We start from the raw sequence: 19,659 nt of genomic DNA, 5'->3' as shown, positions 1-19,659 counted from the left end.
CAACACCACGACAGGTGATGCGGCAATGGTGGTCTGAAATGGACAAGCCTCTGCTGTACCTGATCCTCGGTCTCGTTCTGATCGGTATTGTGATGTGCACGGCGGCGGGTCCCGTCGCGGCCATGCGGATGAACATCGACAATCCGCTGCACTTTGTGGAGCGCCAGTTCCTGTTCCTGTGCCCGGCGCTGGTCATCATGATCGGGTGCTCGCTCCTGACCCCGGCACAGGCCCGGCGCGTCGGCGTGGTCGTTGGTGGCGGGGCGCTCGTTCTGATGATTGCCGCGCTGTTTATCGGCCCGGAAATCAAGGGCGCACATCGCTGGCTCAGCCTTGCGGGTTTCAGTCTTCAGCCTTCGGAATTTTTCAAGCCGGGCTTTGTCATGCTGACGGCCTGGCTGCTGGCAGAGGCAGAACGAGACAAGCGCTTTCCGGGCGGGGCGCTCAGCTTGGGGCTCTTCGCCTTGGGAGCGTTCACCCTGCTGATGCAGCCTGATTATGGACAGCTTGTCCTGCTGACGGCGATCTGGGGTGTCATGTTCTTTATCGCGGGCTGGAGCTGGGGCTGGGTCCTTGGTCTTGGTGCCGCCATGACCGGTATCATCACCTTCGGCTATCAGTTCGCGCCTCATGTGCGCAGCCGGATCGATCGCTTTCTGGCCCCTGAGTCTGGCGACACATATCAGGTCGACAGTGCGATCGAAGCTATCGCCGGTGGCGGGCTGTTGGGTCACAATCTGAATGACATGCCCAGCGTGAAGGACAATATTCCCGACGCGCACACGGACTTCATATTTGCCGTCGCGGCGGAGGAGTTCGGCTTTATCCTCGGTGCAGGGATCATCATCCTGTTCGGCGCCATCGTGTATCGCAGCCTGCGGCATGCGGAGCAGACGAAAAGTCTTTTCGTGCGATGTGCCATCGCCGGGCTGACGGCGCAGCTCGCGTTTCAGGCCATGGTGAATATCGGCGTCAGCCTCGCCATCCTGCCTGCCAAAGGCATGACGCTGCCGTTCATCTCCTATGGCGGATCGTCCCTTCTCGCGACGGGACTGACAGCCGGGCTTCTGCTGGCCCTGACACGCCGGTCAGCGGCCCACCAATGACGCGTCGGCTGGCACTCGCTGCGGGCGGGACCGGGGGGCACATGTTCCCGGCGGAAGCGCTCGCCGAAGAGGCAAAGAAACGCGGCTGGTCTGTTCTGCTGCTCACGGATGACCGGGGCATGCGCTATGCCAAATCTTTCCCGGCCGACCAGACCGCCATACTGAAGGCCGCCAATCCGAATGTGCGTGGCCCGCTGGCCAAACTGTCCATGGCATCGGCGATGGGGCAGGGGGTGATGGCGGCGCGTCGTGCGCTGACGGCGTTCAAGGCCGACATGGTTGTCGGTTTTGGCGGCTATCCTTCCGCGCCCGGTCTTTTTGCCGCCTCATCACTGAAGGTTCCCTATGGCGTTCATGAACAGAACGCTGTGCTGGGACGGGTCAACCGCCGTGCGGCACCTTCCGCCCGCTTTGTCGCCCATGGTTTTGCCCGGCTCGATCGCCTGCCAAAGATCAAGGGCAAACTTGTGCAGACGGGCAACCCGGTGCGCCAGGCGGTACAGGACGCCGCTGGCATCCCGTATGTGCCGCCGTCTGAGGCCGATAAAATTCGGGTGCTGATTTTCGGTGGGAGCCAGGGGGCGTCGCTGTTCGGCAGGGTCTTCCCACAGGCGCTGGCCAGTTTCCCGTCACCATTGCGTGAGCGCCTTGAGGTGACGCACCAGGTCAGCGAGACGGACCATGATGCAGTGTCTCAGGCCTATGCGGCAGCTGGGATCACGGCTGAGCTGGCGCCATTCTTCGTCGATCTTCCTCGGCGGATTGCCCAGTCGCACTTTGTGATGGCCCGGTCTGGTGCATCGACCGTGACGGAACTGTCCGTCATTGGCCGGCCCAGTCTTCTCGTCCCGCTGGGTATCGCGATGGATGATCATCAGCGTGCCAATGCCGAGGTACTGGTGGAGGCGGGCGCCGCGGATATCCTGCTCGAAGGCAAGGCCACGCCCGAAGCGGCCGCCGCCCTTCTTCTGCCGCGTTTGTCTGCAGGATCAGACCTTGGCAATCGCGCGGCAGCGGCCCGCGGGAAAGTCCCCGCCAATGCAGCCGCAACGCTGGCGGATCTCATCGACGCTCTGCTAGAACAGCGCGCCTGAGCGTCTTTCACGCGTCCATGACCAGCCTGGAGTAGGAGTGCCCATGACTGCCGACCAACCGATCAAGATCCGACTGCCGTTCCCCATCGGGCGGATCCATTTTGTCGGCATTGGCGGCATCGGCATGAGCGGGATCGCCGAGGTCATGCACAATCTGGGCTATCAGGTGCAGGGCAGCGATATCGCTGAAAGCGCCAATGTCGAGCGCCTGCGCGGCAAGGGGATCGATGTTGCCATTGGTCACCGGCCTCAGAATGTCGGCGATGTGGCGGCGGTCGTCGTCTCAACCGCAATCCGCCCCGACAATCCTGAGATGGCAGCCGCCCGGGCGCGTCATATCCCCGTGGTCCGCCGCGCCGACATGCTCGCCGAACTGATGCGCCTGAAATGGAATGTCTGCGTCGCGGGGACCCACGGCAAGACCACAACCACGTCGATGATCGGCTCCCTGCTCGATGCAGGCGATCTTGATCCTACGGTCATCAATGGCGGTGTCATCAATGCCTACGGTTCGAACGCCCGACCGGGTGAAGGGGACTGGATGGTTGTTGAAGCGGACGAAAGCGACGGCACATTCAACCGGCTGCCCACCACGGTCGGCGTGGTCACGAATATCGATCCTGAGCATCTGGATCATTATGGCGACTTTGCCGGCGTACGGCGCGCGTTCGACAAGTTTATCGAGACCATTCCGTTCTATGGTTTTGCCACTGTCTGCCTTGACCACCCTGAGGTGCAGGCGCTTGTCGGCCGCGTGACGGACCGCCGCCTTGTCTCCTACGGCTATAATCCGCAGGCAGATGTTCGTGCTGAGAATGTCGTGTTCGATCGAGACGGGGCAACCTTCGACGTCGTCTTCCGTCACAGTGAAGGCGAGGCCCGCATTATCGATCAGGTGCGGCTGCCCATGCCCGGTGATCATAACGTGCTGAATGCGCTGGCGGCGACGATCATCGCGCGCGAACTCGGCGTTTCCGACGATGCCATCCGGCGCGGCTTTGCAAATTTCAATGGCGTCAAGCGCCGCTTTACCGATGTGGGGCAGTGCCGCGGCGTCCGCGTCGTGGATGACTATGGTCATCACCCGGTGGAAATTGCCGCCACATTGAATGCCGCCCGCGGTGTGACGGACGGCAAGGTCATCGCCGTGGTTCAGCCACACCGATATTCCCGCCTGAACGCTCTCTTTGATGAATTCTGCGCCTGCTTCAACAATGCAGATATTGTTATTGTGGGCGACGTGTACGCCGCCGGTGAGACCCCGATCGAAGGGCGCGACAAGGCGGCCTTGGCGGCGGGGCTTTCGCGCCATGGCCATCGCGGGGTCGAGGTGCTCGAGAACTGGGCGGTCCTGCCGAGCCTCGTGAACGGCGTCGCCACGGACGGTGATGTGGTCGTTTGCCTTGGGGCAGGCGACATTACCAAATATGCCGCCACACTGGCCGATGATCTTGGCGCGCTGGACACGTCGTCATGACGGTTCGGGGCAAATTGATCGAAGGCACTGACCTTGCGCCATACACCTGGTTTCGGGTTGGCGGTCCTGCCGATCGCCTGTTCATTCCGGCCGATCAGGATGACCTGGCGGCGTTTCTGGCTGACCTGCCAGAGGACGAGCCGGTCATGGTCATCGGCGTGGGCTCCAATCTTCTGGTCCGTGACGGGGGTATCCGTGGGACGGTCATTCGCCTCGGGCCCGCTTTTGGCAAGATCGATGTTGTCGGTACACATATCACAGCCGGGGCGGGCGCACTCGACGCCATGGTGGCCAAGCGTGCGGCAGCAGCAGGTATTGCCGGCTTAGAGTTCTATCGCGGTATTCCCGGCACGATTGGTGGCGCCCTGCGGATGAACGCGGGTGCCTATGGCCGGGAAACGAAGGATGTCCTCGTGCACGCCGTCGCCATCGACCGCCGCGGCGAACGGCACGTTTTTCCCGCCATCGATATCGGCTATGCCTATCGCCATTGTCCGCTACCGGAAGATCTTATCTTTGTGGAAGCGGTATTTGAGGGAACGCCAGACACGCCGACTGATGTGACCGCGCGCATGGACGACATCATGGCCAAGCGCGAAGCCAGCCAGCCGGTGCGTGAACGGACCGGTGGATCAACATTCAAGAACCCGGATCCTGCGCAATCGGACGGGCGGTCCTCGTGGCAGCTGATCGATTCCGTGGGCGGTCGAGGCCGCGTTGTTGGCGATGCGCAGATGTCAGAATTGCACTGCAATTTCATGATCAATCGCGGCCAGGCCACAGCACGGGATCTCGAGGGACTGGGCGAGGGCATCCGCGCCGATGTGAAGGCCGCCACCGGGGTTGAGCTTGAGTGGGAAATCAAAAGGATCGGGGAAGCCCTGTGACCAGAATTGTTGTTCTCAAAGGCGGTTGGTGTGCGGAACGTGACGTCAGCCTCGTGTCCGGTCGTGAAGCGGCCAAAGCATTGCTTGAAGAAGGGTATGACGTCGAAGAGATCGATGCCACGCGTGACATCGCCGACCAGCTCAACAACAGTTTCGATGGTCGCGGTCCCGATGTCGTCTTCAACGCGCTCCACGGCCCCTACGGTGAGGATGGCCGCATTCAGTCTGTGCTCGAGATCATGGGCATTCCCTATACCCATTCCGGTGTCCTGGCCTCGGCCTTGGCGATGGATAAGCCGCGCGCCAAGGCCGTGCTCTCAGCCGCCGGCCTGCCCGTGCCCGGTGGCCGGACAATCAGCACGGACAGCCTGACCGGTGAGCACCCATTGCCACTGCCCTATGTGCTCAAGCCTGTGGGCGATGGATCGTCCTTTGGCGTCTATATCATCACCAGCGACAATCAGGCCGCACCGCACAAGGACGATCTCGATGACGCGATCTTTGGCGGTCTGGCCATGGTCGAACCCTATGTCCGCGGCCGAGAGCTGACAGTCGCTGTGATGCATGACCGGCCGCTGGGTATTACGGAAATCATCCCGCACGGCAGCTTCTATGATTTTCAGTCCAAATACAGCGCTGGCGGATCAAAGCATGTCCTGCCTGCCGATGTCCCCGCCGATGTGGCCGAGGCGGCTCGCGATCTGGCCGTCCGCGCGGCGCAGGCGCTGGGCTGCAGGGGGGTATCACGCACCGATTTTCGCTGGGACGATGAAGCGGGCGTTAAGGGTCTGTTCATTCTAGAGGTGAATACCCAACCAGGACTGACTCCCACTTCGCTAGCGCCAGAGCAGGCCCAGGCTGAGGGCATTACTTTCAGAGCGCTGGTCAGGTGGATGGTGGAGGATGCAACATGCCCCCGGTAAAAGGGAAAACGCGCGCCAAAAAACCTGCTGCCAAGAAAAAGAGCAGTGCACGGTCGAAGACGACGCGTACCAGGTCGAAGACAGCCACGACAGGTTTTGGCGGGCGTCTGCAGGCGCTCTGGTCGGGTGTCGTCACCTATTCCGTGGTGGGTATCACCGCACTGGCACTCGTCGTCCTTTTCATGCTGTTTGCTGGTGGGTACTTCTGGAACATTGGTGACCGGATCGACACGCTGACCGGTCGTGCGACGAAGGCCATGGGCTTTTCTGTCAGCCGCGTCACGCTGAAGGGCGCGGATGAAATTTCCGACCGCGAGATCATGGATGCGCTTGGCACCGTCGAGAAGGGCAGTGTCCTCGGACAACCATTGCTCACTGTCGACGCCAATGCCGCGCGTCAGCGCATTGAAGAACTCGGCTGGGTCAAGGCCGCGGCCGTTCAGAAGCTGTGGCCAAACACCATCCATGTTTCCGTCATTGAGAGAGCGCCGCAGGCCCTGTGGCAGGATCGCAATGACCGCTTCCACCTGATCGACCGGGACGGTCATCCGCTGCGTCAGGTCGCGCTGACCGACTACACCACGCTCCCCGTCCTGTCGGGCACAGAGAACCCGGCCAACGCCAAGGATCTTCTTCTGGCGCTTGAGCGGCGGCCGGAGCTTTACGCGCGCGTTGCAACGATTATCAGTGTCAGCGATCGGCGCTACGATCTGCGGTTCAGAAACAATTTCACCGCCAAGCTGCCGGACGAAGATGTTGACGCTGCGCTTGACCGGTTGATTGGTCTTGGGGCGGGTACCGGCAAATTGGCCAGCAGCCTCGACTATATTGACCTTAGAGATCCCAAATGGGCCTATTTCCGTCCAAAATCGAGCTGAGAAAGATCAATCCGTGACCGTCCTTTTGCATCTTGCTGAAACATCGACCTCAGCCCTCCGCATCCGGACCGAACGACGCTCAGCCGGCACGACCGTTGGCCCGTTCTCGCTCAGTCGCGGGGCGCTGGGTCAGGATGGTAATCCCCATGAAGGCGCCGCAGACCTGATTGCAGAAGTGCTGGAGAAGGCGGGTGCCCGCTCGCCCGGCGTCACGCTGCTTCTGCCGGCCCGTATTGTCCGCTGCCGAACAGTATCAGTTGATGTGCCGGTCAATGGCACGGTCCGGGATACCCATATCGATGCTGCATTCCGCGCCATCAAGACTGAGACCGAACAGCCATCGGTCGCCGTTCTCTACCGGCAGCCATCCCACTACACGCTTGATCGTGAGCGCAAGGTCGCTGATCCTCTGGGCCAGCGCGCGCGTGTCGTGTCCGTTCATGTGACGGTACTGTCCGTGCCCGTCAAACGGCTCGCCGCCTTTGAAGTCGCCATTTCCGCCGCTGGTGCCCGGCTTGATGATGTGGTCTCGACCCAGGCCAGTATCGGGGCGGCCGCCTTCACCCGCCATGACGGTGCGACGCTCTATGTTGGCCATGGTGAAACGGTTCTGTGTTCGGTTCAGGATCAGCGCCTGGTCAGTGCTGGAACGATCCCACTTGGCTGCCGGCACCTGATTGGCGATATCATGCGCGTGTGCGGGCTGTCGGCGGTTGAGGCACGGGCGATGGTCAGCCGTCTGCTGCGCGAGGAGAAGGGGACTGAGGGTCTGCCCGGCGAAGTGCTTGATGCCCGCCTGCAGGAAATGGGTGAACGGGCAGCAGAGCTTTGTCACCGCACCCATATTCGCCAGCCGTTGTCCGTCGCGGGGGGCCTTACCCGTTCCGTCCGCGCTGCGGAGATTTGGGCCGATGTCATACCCGCCGCAGATTTTGCCATGGCATCGGCGCCCCTCGATGAAGCGGGCCTGCTACTCGGCGCATCAACAGTTCTGACCAATGCCTGGGGGCTGCATGAGCGGCCGCACTGGTCACCCGCCGCCAACGCGCAGCCGGGCAATGAGATCGTGAAGTGGCTGCAGGCTCATTTCTAAGATGGTCTTGGCCGGTGATCGGTCTATCATAAAGCCCATGACGACGATCAAAATGCCCGCGGCCGGTGACCGTGCCGCGCCTGCCCATCCTAGCGAAGAAATGCTGCGCATTCTTGCAGAGCGGCGCTCCACGAGCGCGGCTATGCTGGCGGATCCCGGTCCTGACAATGCGCAACTGGACCTTATCCTGCAGCTTGCTGCGCGGGTACCGGATCACCGGAAGTTGGTGCCATTCCGCTTCATCGTCTTTGATGGTGAGGGTCGTGAGCGTATTGGCGATGCGGTTATCGCAGCGGCCCGCGCGGGCAATGCCAAGCAGGACAAGCTGTCGGATGATCAGCTCCGCTCGCTTTTCCTTCGGGCGCCGACCGTCGTGGCCGTCATTTCCAGCGTCGACCCGGCGCACAAGACGCCCGTGTGGGAGCAGGAGCTGTGTTGCGGTGCGGTCTGCTACAACGTGCTACTTGCCTCCCATGCCAGCGGATTTGCTGGCCAGTGGCTGACCGAATGGCTGGCCTTCGATCAGAATTTCCACCAGTCGCTCGGCCTTGGCGCCAATGAGCGAATTGCCGGATTTATCTATCTGGGAACCGCCATCGATGCGCCAATCGAACGGGATCGCCCGGCCGTCAGCGACATTGTCACTCGATATTGAGCCAGCGGCGCATATAGTCAGCGCCGGTCCACAGGGTGAGGACCGCCGCCAGCCAGAACAGGCCAAGCGCGATCACTGATGGTCCAAAACACAGCGCGACCAGCGCGATGAATTGCACGGTCGTCTTGACCTTGGCCAGTGCAGTGACTGGCAGCTTAATCTGCGCACCACCTTCCCTCAGTCCACTGATGAACAGTTCGCGAAAGACGATGGCAAAAACAGGGATGAGGTGAGGGCCGGACAGCGTGCCCGCAGCCACCAGACCGACCATGACGCTCAAATTCAGGATTTTGTCGGCAATCGGATCAAGGACGGCGCCGATTGGCGTGACCTGATTACGGGTACGGGCAACCCACCCGTCGGCAAAGTCGGTCAAGGCCGCCATGCCGAGTAGGATCGCTGCCAGCAAGCCGAACCCGAAAAGAATGGCGAGCACCACAGGCAGGGTGAGGGCGATGCGCGCCAGTGTCAGGCCTGTGGCGAGTGTCATGCCACAATCAGGCGTTGGCTTTGCTGAGCCATTCTTCCAGCCAGTGGATATGGTAGTCGCCGCTCTGGAACTCTGGTTCTTCGATCAGCTTCTCAAACAGCGGGATTGTCGTCTTGATCCCCGTCAAAACGGTTTCCGCCAAGGCTCTGCGCAGACGTGCGATACACAATTCACGCGTATCACCATAAACGATCAGCTTGCCGATCATTGAATCGTAGAATGGCGGGATCGTGTACCCGTCATAGACCGCCGAATCAAAACGGATACCGGGGCCGCCGGGCGCGTGAAAATCACTGATCTTGCCGGGGCTCGGCGTGAAATTGACCGGGTCTTCGGCATTGATCCGGCACTCAATCGCGTGACCAGCGAATTTGACATCGGACTGCTTCAGCGAAAGCGGATGCCCGGCTGCGATGCGGATCTGTTCCCGCACCAGATCGATATTGGCCACCTGCTCAGTAATCGGATGTTCCACCTGCAGGCGGGTATTCATCTCGATGAAATAGAATTGGCCGTTTTCGTACAGATATTCGATCGTGCCGACGCCGAGATACCCAAGCTTTTCAATCGCGGCACGCGTGACTTCGCCAATTTCGGCCCGCTGCTCAGGGGTGAGGGCGGGGGATAGCGCCTCTTCCAGGACCTTCTGGTGACGACGTTGCAGAGAGCAGTCGCGTTCACCCAGCTGGATAACATTGCCGTGGCTGTCGGCCGCAATCTGGATCTCGATGTGACGCGGGAGCTCGAGGTATTTTTCGAGATAGACGGATGCGTCGCCGAAAGCGGCCTTGGCTTCTGAACCCGCCGTGTTGATGGCGTTTTCCAGTTCCTCAGGCACCCGGGCCAGCTTCATGCCGCGGCCGCCGCCACCCGAAGCCGCCTTGACCAGAACCGGATAACCGATCTCTTCGGCCACCTTTGCGCCCTGTTCGATTGTCGTAATCGCACCGTCGGATCCGGGCACGAGCGGGATACCCGCTTTGCCCATTGTGTCCTTGGCCGCGATCTTGTCGCCCATTACACGAATGTGATCAGCAGACGGACCGATAAACGTGATGTTGTGGGCGGCGACAATCTCCGCGAAGCGGGCATTCTCGGACAGAAAGCCATAGCCGGGGTGAATGGCGTCAGCTTCTGTAATCTCGGCAGCCGCAATGACGGCTGCAATGTTCAGATAGCTGTCCTTGGCGGCCGGGGGACCGATGCACACGCTTTCGTCAGCCAGGCGGACATGCATAGCATTGGCATCTGCGGTCGAATGAACTGCGACCGTCTGGATACCGAGCTCTTTACAGGCCCTGTGAATCCGCAGGGCGATCTCGCCCCGGTTGGCGATGAGGACTTTTTTGAACACTATTCGATGATCAGCAATGGCTCGCCATATTCCACCGGCTCGGCGTCACGGGCGAGGATTTTGACGACGGTGCCGGAGCGTGTCGCCTTGATTTCGTTCATTGTCTTCATCGCTTCGATGATGAGCAACGTCTGACCTTCAGACACCTGTTTGCCTTCGGAGATAAAAGCAGCGGCGCCCGGTGATGGTGCGAGATAGGCGGTACCGACCATTGGTGCGGTAACAGCGCCCGGATGGCTGGCCGCGTCGACCGGGGCCGAAGCGTCATTTCCACCGGATGAGGCAGCGGCCGGCAGGGCTGGCGCCGCCTGCGGGGCGTAGGACATCATGGGTGCTGATTTTGACACACGCAGACGAACATTGCCGCGCTCGATCTCGACCTCTGACAGGCCGGTCTCGTCCAATACTTCGGCCAATGCCCGTATAGCGGCCAAATCTTTTTCTAGCTCTTTGGGGTCGGACATCCGTCCTCCTGCCGTCTGGTAAATGGGCGCTACCGCATCCTGCGGTGCAAATAACGCACGCATCTAACCCGATGCGGAGCGGGCGGCAACAAAGTCATGGCGTTCAAGAGCAAGAAAATCAGCAATTTGCATGGCCGACCCGCCCCTTGCGATGCTTCTGCGACGACTTTAGATGCCAATAGGAGAGGTCTGCAGTGAAAGGCAGCCAAATGGTTGAAATCATTCTGAATGGTGAGGGGACGACGGTCGAGGCCGCGACGGTTCTTGGCCTGCTTGAGGTCATGGAACTTCCCGTGACCAAGATCGCGGTCGAACATAACCTCGCCATCGTGCCGAAATCGGCGTTCGCCTCCACGGCGATTGCCGATGGTGATCGAATTGAAATTGTCCAGTTTGTAGGAGGCGGTTGATGACCGACGACGGATTCACAGTCGCAGGGCGGCATTTTACCTCACGGCTGATCGTGGGCACCGGAAAATACAAGGATTACGCTCAGAACGCGGCCGCTGCAGAAGCGGCCGGTGCTGAGATCGTCACAGTGGCGGTTCGGCGGGTCAATCTGACGGATCGCGATCAGCCTATGCTGGTCGATTATGTCTCTCCCGAAAAATACACCTTTCTGCCCAACACAGCCGGGTGTTTTACCGGCGAAGACGCGGTGCGGACCCTTCGGCTGGCCCGCGAGGCCGGCGGCTGGAATCTGGTGAAGCTTGAGGTCCTGTCAGACCCCAAGACGCTTTATCCGGACATGATTGAAACGCTGCACGCGCTGGAGCTGCTGATCAAGGACGGCTTTGACGTGATGGTCTATTGCTCTGACGATCCTGTCATGGCGCGTCGTCTGGAAGAGGCGGGGGCCTGCGCGATCATGCCGCTCGGTGCGCCGATCGGATCGGGCCTTGGGATCCAGAACCGGGTGAACATTCGTCTGATCGTCGAAGGCGCTAAGGTACCAGTGCTGGTTGATGCCGGCGTGGGGACCGCGTCCGATGCCGCCATCGCCATGGAATTGGGGTGCGACGCCGTGCTGATGAACACCGCGATCGCCGAAGCAAAAGACCCGATCATGATGGCGAGCGCCATGAAGCACGCGGTCATTGCGGGGCGGGAGGCCTATCTGGCGGGCCGGATGCCGCGCCGGATGTATGCTGATCCGTCCAGCCCGTTGGCCGGCCTGATCTGATCGACACCCATAGGTGCATCAAAAAAGCCGCCCCGAGGGGCGGCTTTTTCATTTCGTATCCAACGAATTACAGACCCCCAGGTCCGCAATCGTTCTCAAGATAGTCGATCAGCTTCGTGTAAAGAGCGATCTGATGGCGATAGTAAAGAGTGTTGTAGAAGTGGTCGGCTTCTTTCAGCACCAACTCCTGCACATCCTTGCCTTTGCCTTTCAGCTCTTTGGTGTAGCGTTTGAAATGTTCAAATGGCACGCGCTGATCGACATCGCCGTGGATCAACAGCATGGGGACGTTGATCTTGTCGATTTCTTCGATCGGATTGATGCCCGAATAACGACGCTCAGCGAAGTCATACGAAGCGTCGATGGCGCCCTGCTGGTTGTACTTCTTCTGAAGATCCGTATCCAGAACAGCTGCACCCGGCATGACACACTGGTACATCTGCGGTGTCCGGCTGGCGGCAACTGCAGACGCATAGCCACCATAGGACCAGCCATACATTGCGATGCGATCAGGCTCGGTCCACCCCTGATCAATCAGGTATTGCGCACCGTCATCCTTGTCGTCCTGCATCTTGTAGCCGCCTTGGCCCAAGAAATCGATGTATTGCGACTGACCCCAGCCGCGAGAGGCCAGGAACTGTGGCTGGAACACCAGATAGCCGCGGCTGGCGAACATTTGGGCCCACTCATCATAGGCCGGCATCTCGCCCACGAACGGTCCGCCGTGTGGCATGATCACGGCCGGATAAGGCTTCTCGCCCTGCGCCGGGATGGTGATGTAGCCGCGAATGGTCCGGCCGTCGCGGGCCGTGTATTCGACAAACTCCACATCAGCCAGCTGCTCTGAACGGATCAGCGGCATATGTTTGCCGATCACCTGTGCCTGACCATTGTTGATCAGGTAGTATGTACCGGGATCGTGAGGCCCTGTGTTATAGACGATGTATTTCTTGCCGTCGCGCGACATGCTCGGAATGCTGACATTGTAGGCATCTGGCAGGTTGCTCTCGAGCGACTGGTAGAGCGCTTCGACTTCCTTGTCGAAATAAACCCATTGCGGCTTGGCACCGTAATAATAGAAGCCAACGACTTCTTCCGGGTGAGACCACGTGTTCGGGTGGTTCCGGACGCCGCCGACATCGGCCGCCTTGTCGCGGAACACCAGATCGCCGAACTCACCCTTTTCCCAGTCAAAGTTCCACAGGCCGTAGACGTCATAACCATTGGTCGCAATGACATAGCCAGTGGACGGATCGTCCTTCTTGAACCCGGATGGCGTGAAGTCTTCATAATCGAAGCTGTCGCGGCGATAGACTTCTTCCCAGCTCGAGTCGCCAGGCATACGGCCGTAATAGACGAATTCCTTCGCCGGCGCATCGTAACCAAAGGCGTTCCGTGGGTTGCCGTCTGAATCGAATTGAGCGGAGGCGATTTTCTCATTGCCCTTGAAGACCAGTTTTTTGGCACCGGTATTCAGGTTGAGCTCGTAATAGGCCCGCGGGCGGAAGTTCGCGAACGGATCATCCTGATCGAAACTGGAGTTTGTCCGTGATTCGGAAATCAGGACGGTGTCAGGCTGGCTCGGCAGCAGGTTCTCAAGGCTCGTATTGTCGCCGAACTGCTGGAACTTGCGTTCCTTCATGTTGTACGACGCGACCCGGCCGACAAACACACCCTGGTTGAAGCCATTGATGCGCTTGTACAGACGCTGGCGGGCGGAGAATACCAGCAGGTCATCACTCACCCAGCTCTGGGAGGTGAATTCCATGGGGTCGGCGGCGAGACGGATAGGATCCTTGGACAGATCGTCGGTCTCATAGATTTCGATGATCGGATCGCCATCGCGACCCTGGATCTTCATCAGGGACAAATGTTTCCCGTCGGGCGAAAGTTCGACGTTCTGGATCACTTCCCGCAGGGCAAAGTATTCGAGCGGAATTTCTTCCTGCGCCGAAACCTGACCTGCCATGACCGAGATCGCCGCTGTAGCAAAAGCGAGCTGTCGGATGACTGACATTCAAAACCTCCAGAGAGTTCCCACGACCCATCGTAACAGAAGTGACTATGCCACCAAATCAACGACTTGGCCAAAACATAAATCTCACTGCGTCAAATCGTAAAGGGTAAATACAAACAAAAATCCCCGGCGCGAGCGCCGGGGATAATAGTGCGACAATTGAGTTCGAATTAGAACTCTTTGCCGATGTTGACGTAGTAGGTCCGGCCCATGAGGTCGTAACCGTAGCCAAGTGGTGTGTTGTTCCGAGCAGTAATTTCGCTCGAGTCCACCATTGGAGGAGCCGTGTCGAACACGTTCCGGATACCCGCACCCAAGGTCCAGCTGTCGCCACGGTAGTAGAGCGACGCTGTGTGAGTGAAGTAGTTGTCTGCTTCGGCATAGTCGCGGCAGAGAACGTCACCCAGTGTTGGGCCAAGGCAGGTGTCGGACAGACCGTCGACGGCGTCATCGAATTCATCGACGTCATCTGGATCCTGGCTGACAGCGCCAAGGTAGTTCGTTGTCCACGACCAGCGATAGTCACCGACGTCCAGACGGAACGAACCGATACCATTCCACTCAGGGAAGCCCCACTCGCCAGCATATTCCTGGACGTCGAGGGTACCATCGGCCTGGCTGATCACGAGGTTACGCTCTTTCACCTGGTTCAGGCGAAGATCGAACGTGAAGTCCATTGGCGTTTCGAACAGTTCCAGTTCCTTACGGAAGACCATGTTGTAGTCGATACCAACAGCCGTTTCGAGGTCACGGTTGATGAAGCCAACGTTGATCAGGTCGATTGTGCCAGAACCGCCATCTGCACGGGTAATCCGGTCACAGAAGGCTGAACGACGGGTTGCCGCATCATCGACGAGGAAACAGTCAGCCACAACGAAGCCAGCTGTAGGCTCGATGATGGTGTCTGTGATCTCGATATCGTAATACGTCATGCCGAGGCTCAGGTCGAACGCGTCGAACCAAGGCTGTTCGAACGAGAAGCCAGCTGTGTAGGATTCAGACGTCTCTGGACGGAGACCCGTACCTGCACCGGACTGGATTTCCGTGCTGAGGTTTTGTGGCAGTTGAGCGCCACCGGCAGTGTCTGGAAGACCCAGCGTGAATGGATCAACACCTTCGCGCTGACAGGCTGTGATGGTCTGAGCCTCACGGTCGTCGAGAGCAGGGTTATAGGTGTTGTCGATCTGGCTGTACGCATCGTCAGGAACGATACAAGGGTCGAACACAGTCAGGAAGCCGGTTTGCGAACGCAGGCCGTACTCGCCCAGGTTCGGTGCACGGAACGACGTACCGTAGGTACCACGCAGCAGAAGCGAGCTGACCGGACGGTAAGCCAATTTTGCTGAGTAAGTGGTGTCGTCAGTCGTTTCTGTACCGCTTTCATCGCTGGTCAGTTCCACTTCCGTGTAACGACCGGAGAGTTCCAAGGTCAGCTCGTAAGCCAGCGGCTTATTGGCCAGAATTGGAACGCGAGTTTCAGCGAAAAGCTCTTTGATCGTGCTTTCTGCTTGCGCACCTTCGTCAGCGAAGAAGCCGAAGAAGAGACCGTCAGCCGCAATGTCGTCTGGCATGGAGTCCAGCTCGTCCTTGCGCCATTCCGCACCGATACCCAGGCCGACTGAGCCTGCTGGCAGGTTCAGAACGTCGCCGGAAACGAACGCAGAGAAAACAGTCTGGTCGTAGGTTGTATCGAAATCACGGCTGTCGAACAGGTAGTCGCGCTCAGCCTGTGTCGCGAATTCGCCGCGAACAGAGCTGTACAGTGATGGCGCGAACAGGTTCACAGGCACACAACCGTTCGTTACCGAACCGTCGAGCGTAACGCCTGAATCGTTGGCACACGGCGTACCGGCAGAGGAGTAGTTGCCGAGCGACAGGTCGAGGCGGTCCTGACGGATACCGTCACGACGGGCTTCACCGGTGCTGGTCTGATACGAACCGTAGACGTCGAAGTTCCAGTTGGCGATCGGGCCAGCCGAAATGAACGGCAGGTCGCCGCGGGCACCACCGACGAAGCGGAACTGCTCGACTTTGGAGTAGGCCGAACGACGGTCACCGGTGACAGCGACAACCGGCCGGAGGTCAACTGGACCACTTGCGCGTGGGTAGCCGAAGTCTTCCGGATACGCACCGTAATAGTCGAAGAAGGCCGACCGGTAGTTCGGGTTGCTGAACAGTGTGCCGAGTTCCAGACCGCAATCCACCGAGGCAGATGTGCCGCAAGGGTTGAATGGGTTATCAGCCGAGACCACAGGGAAGAACTGTGGCTGAGCCGAGTTCTGTGTCGTCTCGCGACCGGAGAACAGCGCCTCGAAATATGGTGTGATGTTCATCTCACCTTCGAGGACGTACTCACCGTAGGCCATGACAGAATAACGGTCGCTCTCTGGGATGAGATCGAAGTCTTTGTTGTCTTGAATGTAGGTTGAGTAGTCTGTCGCATCGACGTCGAGCACCCCGTCGCCGTCGAAATCGATCGGCACGCTGAATGCAAACGTGTCTGAGTAGTTCGGGAAGCCGATGTTCGTCGTGCCCGGTGTGTAATATGTGGTTGAAGCGACTGGATAGAAGTCGACGTTGCCGATCCGACGGCCCACTTTACAAGGGCTAGAAGCGACGGTCAGACCGAAGTCACGCTCCAGATAGCCTTTTGTGCCGACGCCTTCGGTACGGATGTTGCCGTTTTCGTCGATTTCGTAGTGCTGGTCACAGCCATCCGTCCAAGGACGGTCGGCAAAGGACATCGATTTGATCTTGGTGTATTCAGCACCGATACCAGCAAAGCCGCGGTCCGTGTTGAAGCCGTAAGCACCGCGAACCGTGTAGTTTTCACCATTGTCGTGGACAGGCTTGGTGCCGAAGAATTCCAGCTCAAGACCGTCAAAGTCTTTCCGCAGGATGACGTTCGTCACACCGGCAACAGCGTCCGAACCGTAGATCGACGATGCACCGTCGAGCAGCAGGTCGTACTGGTCAACCAGAGCGCGTGGGATCAGGTTGAGGTCAGGAGCGCGTGGCGCGCCTTCAACACCGGCTGGGCCAACGCGACGGCCGTTCAGCAGGACCAGGGTGCGCGTGGCGCCCAGACCGCGAAGGTCAACCGTTGACGAACCTGGGCCGTTATCGGTCACGAAACCGGCGAACGTGTCGTCGATTTGCTGACCGGTAGCAGCGGTCGAATTCTGTAGGATCGATGCTGGATCGATCAGACCGGCTTCGCGGCTGACATCCGAGCTGATGACCTGCAGAGGCGAGATGGAAGAGAAGGTGTCTTTGCGAAGGCGCGAACCCGTAACGACGATGGCATCGCCTTCAGTGGATTCGTCGGCTTCTTCGATAACATCGACGTCATCGTCGTCAGATGTGTCTTGCGCATAGGCTGGTGCCATGGAGATGGCGAGTGCCGAAGCACCAGCGACCAGCAGAGCCTTAAGGCCCGGCGCCAGACGAACCAGGTCGTCAGTCTTGCTTGTGTCAGTCATTGTAACCCCATTAAAAGATGTACTCGCACGAGATTATCGTCCCGTTTCGAGAGGCCCACCGTCATGCCTTCCGAAGAGAACCTCTCCGACAGACAGCAACGTCAAGAAAACGTAATGTTCTGGACACAAAAGTGTCAATTGAAAGCGACGGTTTGATGACGCTTTTCGCGGGTGCGAAGCCGACTTTTGCCCGCGCGGTGCAATTCGGCAACAGTTTTGAGGGGTTTCACGTGTCGCTTTGACGCAGCAGAAAGCTCCGCGCTATTTTGCGGCGCACCTAAGAGCGCTTGGCGTCGTCCACAGCCTGTTTGATAGCATATTCGTCCATCCCGCTAATAAGTCGGACAAATTTGCCGTCCGGAGACGCAATGATAAAGGCCGGCGTGCCGTCAATGCCGAAGGACGCGGCCATATCGAAAGAGAGATTAAGCTTTTGCTCAAGAGGCTGCCGCAAAGCTTTGTCCGTCATCGTATTTTGCAGGTCAGCGGGCTTCAGCCCGGCCTTGCGCGCGGCGGATGCTAGCGCCTGATCTGTGATCGGCCCGCTGATGTCGAACAGGGCCCGATGGAACTTCTTGAAGGCAGCAGGATCGGTTACGGACAATGATGCGATCGCCACTTCCTGAGAACGCTGGGTGATCACGGGCAGTTCCTGAAGAACAACCCGGACACCTTTCTGCTCGGAAAGATCCATCACCATGTCGACCGCGTTGCGGCAGAAGCTGCAATGATAGTCATAAAACTCGACAACCAGAACTTCTGTGTCTGCCACATCGGCGCCCATGACGTGACCCGTGTCCCCGGACAGAAGCGTCGGCAGTGTGTTCCGGATTTCGCCTTCAGCGATGGCTCTGGCCCGCTCTGATTCGCGGGCGCTGTAGCGCTCGACGGCCTCGAAAATAACTTCCGGGTGCTCAAGCAGATATTCCCGGACGATTGTCTCGATCTCTTCACGGTCCGCTGGCGGTGCCGCCGTGGCAGAGCCGGCCGTCATCAGGTTTGAGGCAGCCAGCGCGGCGATGAAGGTTGCGCCGGCGGCGGCAAACAGAATTCTGGACGTCATCTTCGTTCCTATCGGCGTCTTTCCCGGCGGTTCATCGCCTCGTACGCCTCTTCTTCGGATGCGACGACGATGTCCAGCGCCTGCAGGTGCTCTGGCGTACCGACTTCGAGGAGGTCTCGGGCGCGGCTCGCAAACCTGTGTGCACCAGGATAGTTACCAACTGCAAAATAGGCCTGCGCCTGGGCCAGGCTGGCTTCGGCTTCATCGCCGAGAAACGCCTCGGCACGGGCCAGCTCAGACCAGCCGAAGCTGTTGCGCGGCTCCATCTGCAGGGCGGTTCGAAGAATGGTCACCGCCTCATTGGTGGTTTCTTCCTTCTCAAGAGCAACCAGCGCCCGGGCCAGGTTGATCTTGAGAAGAGCATATTGAGGGGCGAGTTCGACTGATCGACGATGGGGCTCGACCGATTCAGCAATCTTCCCGTGTTCGAACAGCATCTGGCCCTTCAGTTCCTGAAAGAAAGGGTTTTCCGGCTGGAATTCGATCAGGCGGTTCGTTTCTTTCAGAGCATCCTCGAGACGCGACGAGCGGTAATAGGCGACCGCACGCGCATAGCGCGCCGGCGGTGTCTGGTCGGACAGCGGGTACTGCCGCAGCGTCGTGTAGGGGTCGCTGACAAAACCCAGGATCTTCGCCTGGATCATTTTCAGGCGGAACATCGCCTCTTCGCTGTCGGTGACCTCAGCATGGGTTTGCGACGCCACGCGATCGCGCAGGCGGTTCATCCGCTTGATGGCGAGAGGGTGTGTCTGCAGGTAGGGATCGATCTTGTAGGCGGTCAGCAACTGACGGTTGGACAGCTTGCTGAAGAACTCGACAAGCCCTTCGCCTGAGTGACCGACCTGCTCGAGATAAGTGACGGCGGCCTGGTCGGCGGCGGATTCCTGCCCCTGATTATAGGCGAGAAACTCGCCAAGGGCGATGTTCTGGCCCAGTCCCATGATCGACATGCCCGCTTCAGGCGACCCGGCGGCGACCGCGATGGCGCCGAGAACCAGACTGAGCATGGCAGGGCGGCTGGCCTGTGCCATGGCCTCTGAGCCGCGCTGCTGGTGGCCGCCGGCGAGGTGCCCGGTCTCGTGGGCCAGCACGCCTTCAATCTGGTTGGGATTGTCAGCAGCCGTGATCAGCCCGGTATGGACGAAGACTTTGAGGCCCGCGGTGACAAACGCGTTCAGAGACTGGTCGCCGATCAGGTAGATCTCAACAGCGTTGGGATCGAGGCCGGCAGCAACGAAGAGGGGGTTCGCATAGTCCTCAAGATATTGCTCGATCTCGGCATCGCGCAGCAAGGTCTGGCTATGCGCGCTGGTCACCAGCGCAGAGAGAACGGACACAGCCAACGCTGCGTAAACACTGATAGAAAAGCGTCTCACAAATCCTGCCCTGTCTTCATCTCAACTTACCCGCCAACTTGGCAGTAATGATGGGGGGTGAAAAGGGCATGCCGGGTGAAGAGCGCGTAAGCTGGGAAGAGCCCGCGTGCCGCGATG

17 protein-coding genes are annotated in these 19,659 nt (G+C 59.4%); 10 read left to right on the top strand and 7 right to left on the bottom strand.

The features are described 5' to 3' along the window. Positions 1-38 precede the first annotated feature (38 nt). From RUI03_RS08130 to RUI03_RS08095, 8 genes are all read left to right on the top strand, one after another. Positions 39-1,106, top strand: a complete 1,068-nt coding sequence (locus tag RUI03_RS08130) for a putative peptidoglycan glycosyltransferase FtsW (RefSeq protein WP_317286961.1) — start codon at positions 39-41, stop codon at positions 1,104-1,106. Next, entirely contained in the window at positions 1,103-2,200 is a 1,098-nt protein-coding gene (locus RUI03_RS08125) for a UDP-N-acetylglucosamine--N-acetylmuramyl-(pentapeptide) pyrophosphoryl-undecaprenol N-acetylglucosamine transferase (protein ID WP_317286960.1), read from the top strand. Before RUI03_RS08130 ends, RUI03_RS08125 begins: the two co-directional genes overlap by 4 nt. Before the next feature lie 67 nt (positions 2,201-2,267). Next, positions 2,268-3,677, top strand: a complete 1,410-nt coding sequence (gene murC / locus RUI03_RS08120; RefSeq protein WP_410795931.1) for a UDP-N-acetylmuramate--L-alanine ligase — start codon at positions 2,268-2,270, stop codon at positions 3,675-3,677. Further along, positions 3,674-4,564: a UDP-N-acetylmuramate dehydrogenase gene (gene murB, locus RUI03_RS08115; protein ID WP_317286958.1), complete on the top strand. Its 891-nt coding sequence runs from the start codon at positions 3,674-3,676 to the stop codon at positions 4,562-4,564. The genes murC and murB overlap by 4 nt, the downstream gene beginning before the upstream one ends. Before the next feature lie 5 nt (positions 4,565-4,569). After that, the gene (locus RUI03_RS08110; RefSeq protein WP_410795930.1) at positions 4,570-5,487 is read left to right on the top strand and encodes a D-alanine--D-alanine ligase; all 918 of its coding nucleotides are present in this window, start codon (positions 4,570-4,572) and stop codon (positions 5,485-5,487) included. Continuing rightward, positions 5,475-6,365, top strand: coding sequence for a cell division protein FtsQ/DivIB (locus tag RUI03_RS08105; RefSeq protein ID WP_317286956.1), 891 nt, complete (start codon positions 5,475-5,477; stop codon positions 6,363-6,365). Before RUI03_RS08110 ends, RUI03_RS08105 begins: the two co-directional genes overlap by 13 nt. A gap of 13 nt (positions 6,366-6,378) precedes the next feature. Continuing rightward, on the top strand, positions 6,379-7,458 hold the full coding sequence (locus tag RUI03_RS08100; protein ID WP_317286955.1) for a hypothetical protein: 1,080 nt from the start codon (positions 6,379-6,381) through the stop codon (positions 7,456-7,458). A gap of 37 nt (positions 7,459-7,495) precedes the next feature. Next, positions 7,496-8,113 carry a nitroreductase gene (locus RUI03_RS08095; RefSeq protein WP_317286954.1) on the top strand — a complete coding sequence of 206 codons (618 nt, stop codon included), beginning with the start codon at positions 7,496-7,498 and terminating at the stop codon, positions 8,111-8,113. Here the strand turns inward: RUI03_RS08095 and RUI03_RS08090 are convergent. From RUI03_RS08090 to accB, 3 genes are read right to left on the bottom strand one after another with little or no spacing between them, the layout of a single operon-like run. Continuing rightward, positions 8,100-8,603: a CDP-alcohol phosphatidyltransferase family protein gene (locus RUI03_RS08090; RefSeq protein ID WP_317286953.1), complete on the bottom strand. Its 504-nt coding sequence runs from the start codon at positions 8,601-8,603 to the stop codon at positions 8,100-8,102. The genes RUI03_RS08095 and RUI03_RS08090 overlap by 14 nt on opposite strands. A 7-nt stretch (positions 8,604-8,610) precedes the next feature. Continuing rightward, a complete protein-coding gene (gene accC / locus RUI03_RS08085) occupies positions 8,611-9,957 on the bottom strand; it encodes an acetyl-CoA carboxylase biotin carboxylase subunit (RefSeq protein ID WP_317286952.1) in 1,347 nt (448 codons plus the stop codon). Beyond that, positions 9,957-10,421 (bottom strand): acetyl-CoA carboxylase biotin carboxyl carrier protein, encoded by a 465-nt coding sequence (accB, locus tag RUI03_RS08080; protein ID WP_317286951.1) that lies wholly within the window; start codon positions 10,419-10,421, stop codon positions 9,957-9,959. The genes accC and accB overlap by 1 nt, the downstream gene beginning before the upstream one ends. 209 nt (positions 10,422-10,630) lie before the next feature. On the opposite strand from accB, the gene thiS reads away from it, so the two are divergent. Then, complete coding sequence (gene thiS, locus RUI03_RS08075; protein ID WP_317286950.1) at positions 10,631-10,831, top strand: sulfur carrier protein ThiS; 201 nt, start codon at positions 10,631-10,633, stop codon at positions 10,829-10,831. Further along, entirely contained in the window at positions 10,831-11,604 is a 774-nt protein-coding gene (locus RUI03_RS08070) for a thiazole synthase (RefSeq protein ID WP_317286949.1), read from the top strand. Before thiS ends, RUI03_RS08070 begins: the two co-directional genes overlap by 1 nt. Before the next feature lie 67 nt (positions 11,605-11,671). On the opposite strand, the gene RUI03_RS08065 is transcribed toward RUI03_RS08070, so the two are convergent. From RUI03_RS08065 to RUI03_RS08050, 4 genes are all read right to left on the bottom strand, one after another. Continuing rightward, a complete protein-coding gene (locus RUI03_RS08065) occupies positions 11,672-13,621 on the bottom strand; it encodes an alpha/beta hydrolase family protein (protein WP_317286948.1) in 1,950 nt (649 codons plus the stop codon). A gap of 170 nt (positions 13,622-13,791) precedes the next feature. Next, positions 13,792-17,103, bottom strand: coding sequence for a TonB-dependent receptor domain-containing protein (locus RUI03_RS08060; RefSeq protein WP_317286947.1), 3,312 nt, complete (start codon positions 17,101-17,103; stop codon positions 13,792-13,794). Between the two features lie 277 nt (positions 17,104-17,380). Continuing rightward, positions 17,381-18,166, bottom strand: coding sequence for a DsbA family protein (locus RUI03_RS08055; protein ID WP_317286946.1), 786 nt, complete (start codon positions 18,164-18,166; stop codon positions 17,381-17,383). 8 nt (positions 18,167-18,174) lie between these two features. Continuing rightward, positions 18,175-19,542 (bottom strand): M48 family metalloprotease, encoded by a 1,368-nt coding sequence (locus RUI03_RS08050; protein ID WP_317286945.1) that lies wholly within the window; start codon positions 19,540-19,542, stop codon positions 18,175-18,177. Positions 19,543-19,659: the final 117 nt, after the last annotated feature.

The organism is Parvularcula sp. LCG005 (assembly GCF_032930845.1).
Taxonomy (GTDB): Bacteria; Pseudomonadota; Alphaproteobacteria; order Caulobacterales; family Parvularculaceae; genus Parvularcula.
This window is presented reverse-complemented; position numbering and strand designations above follow the sequence as displayed.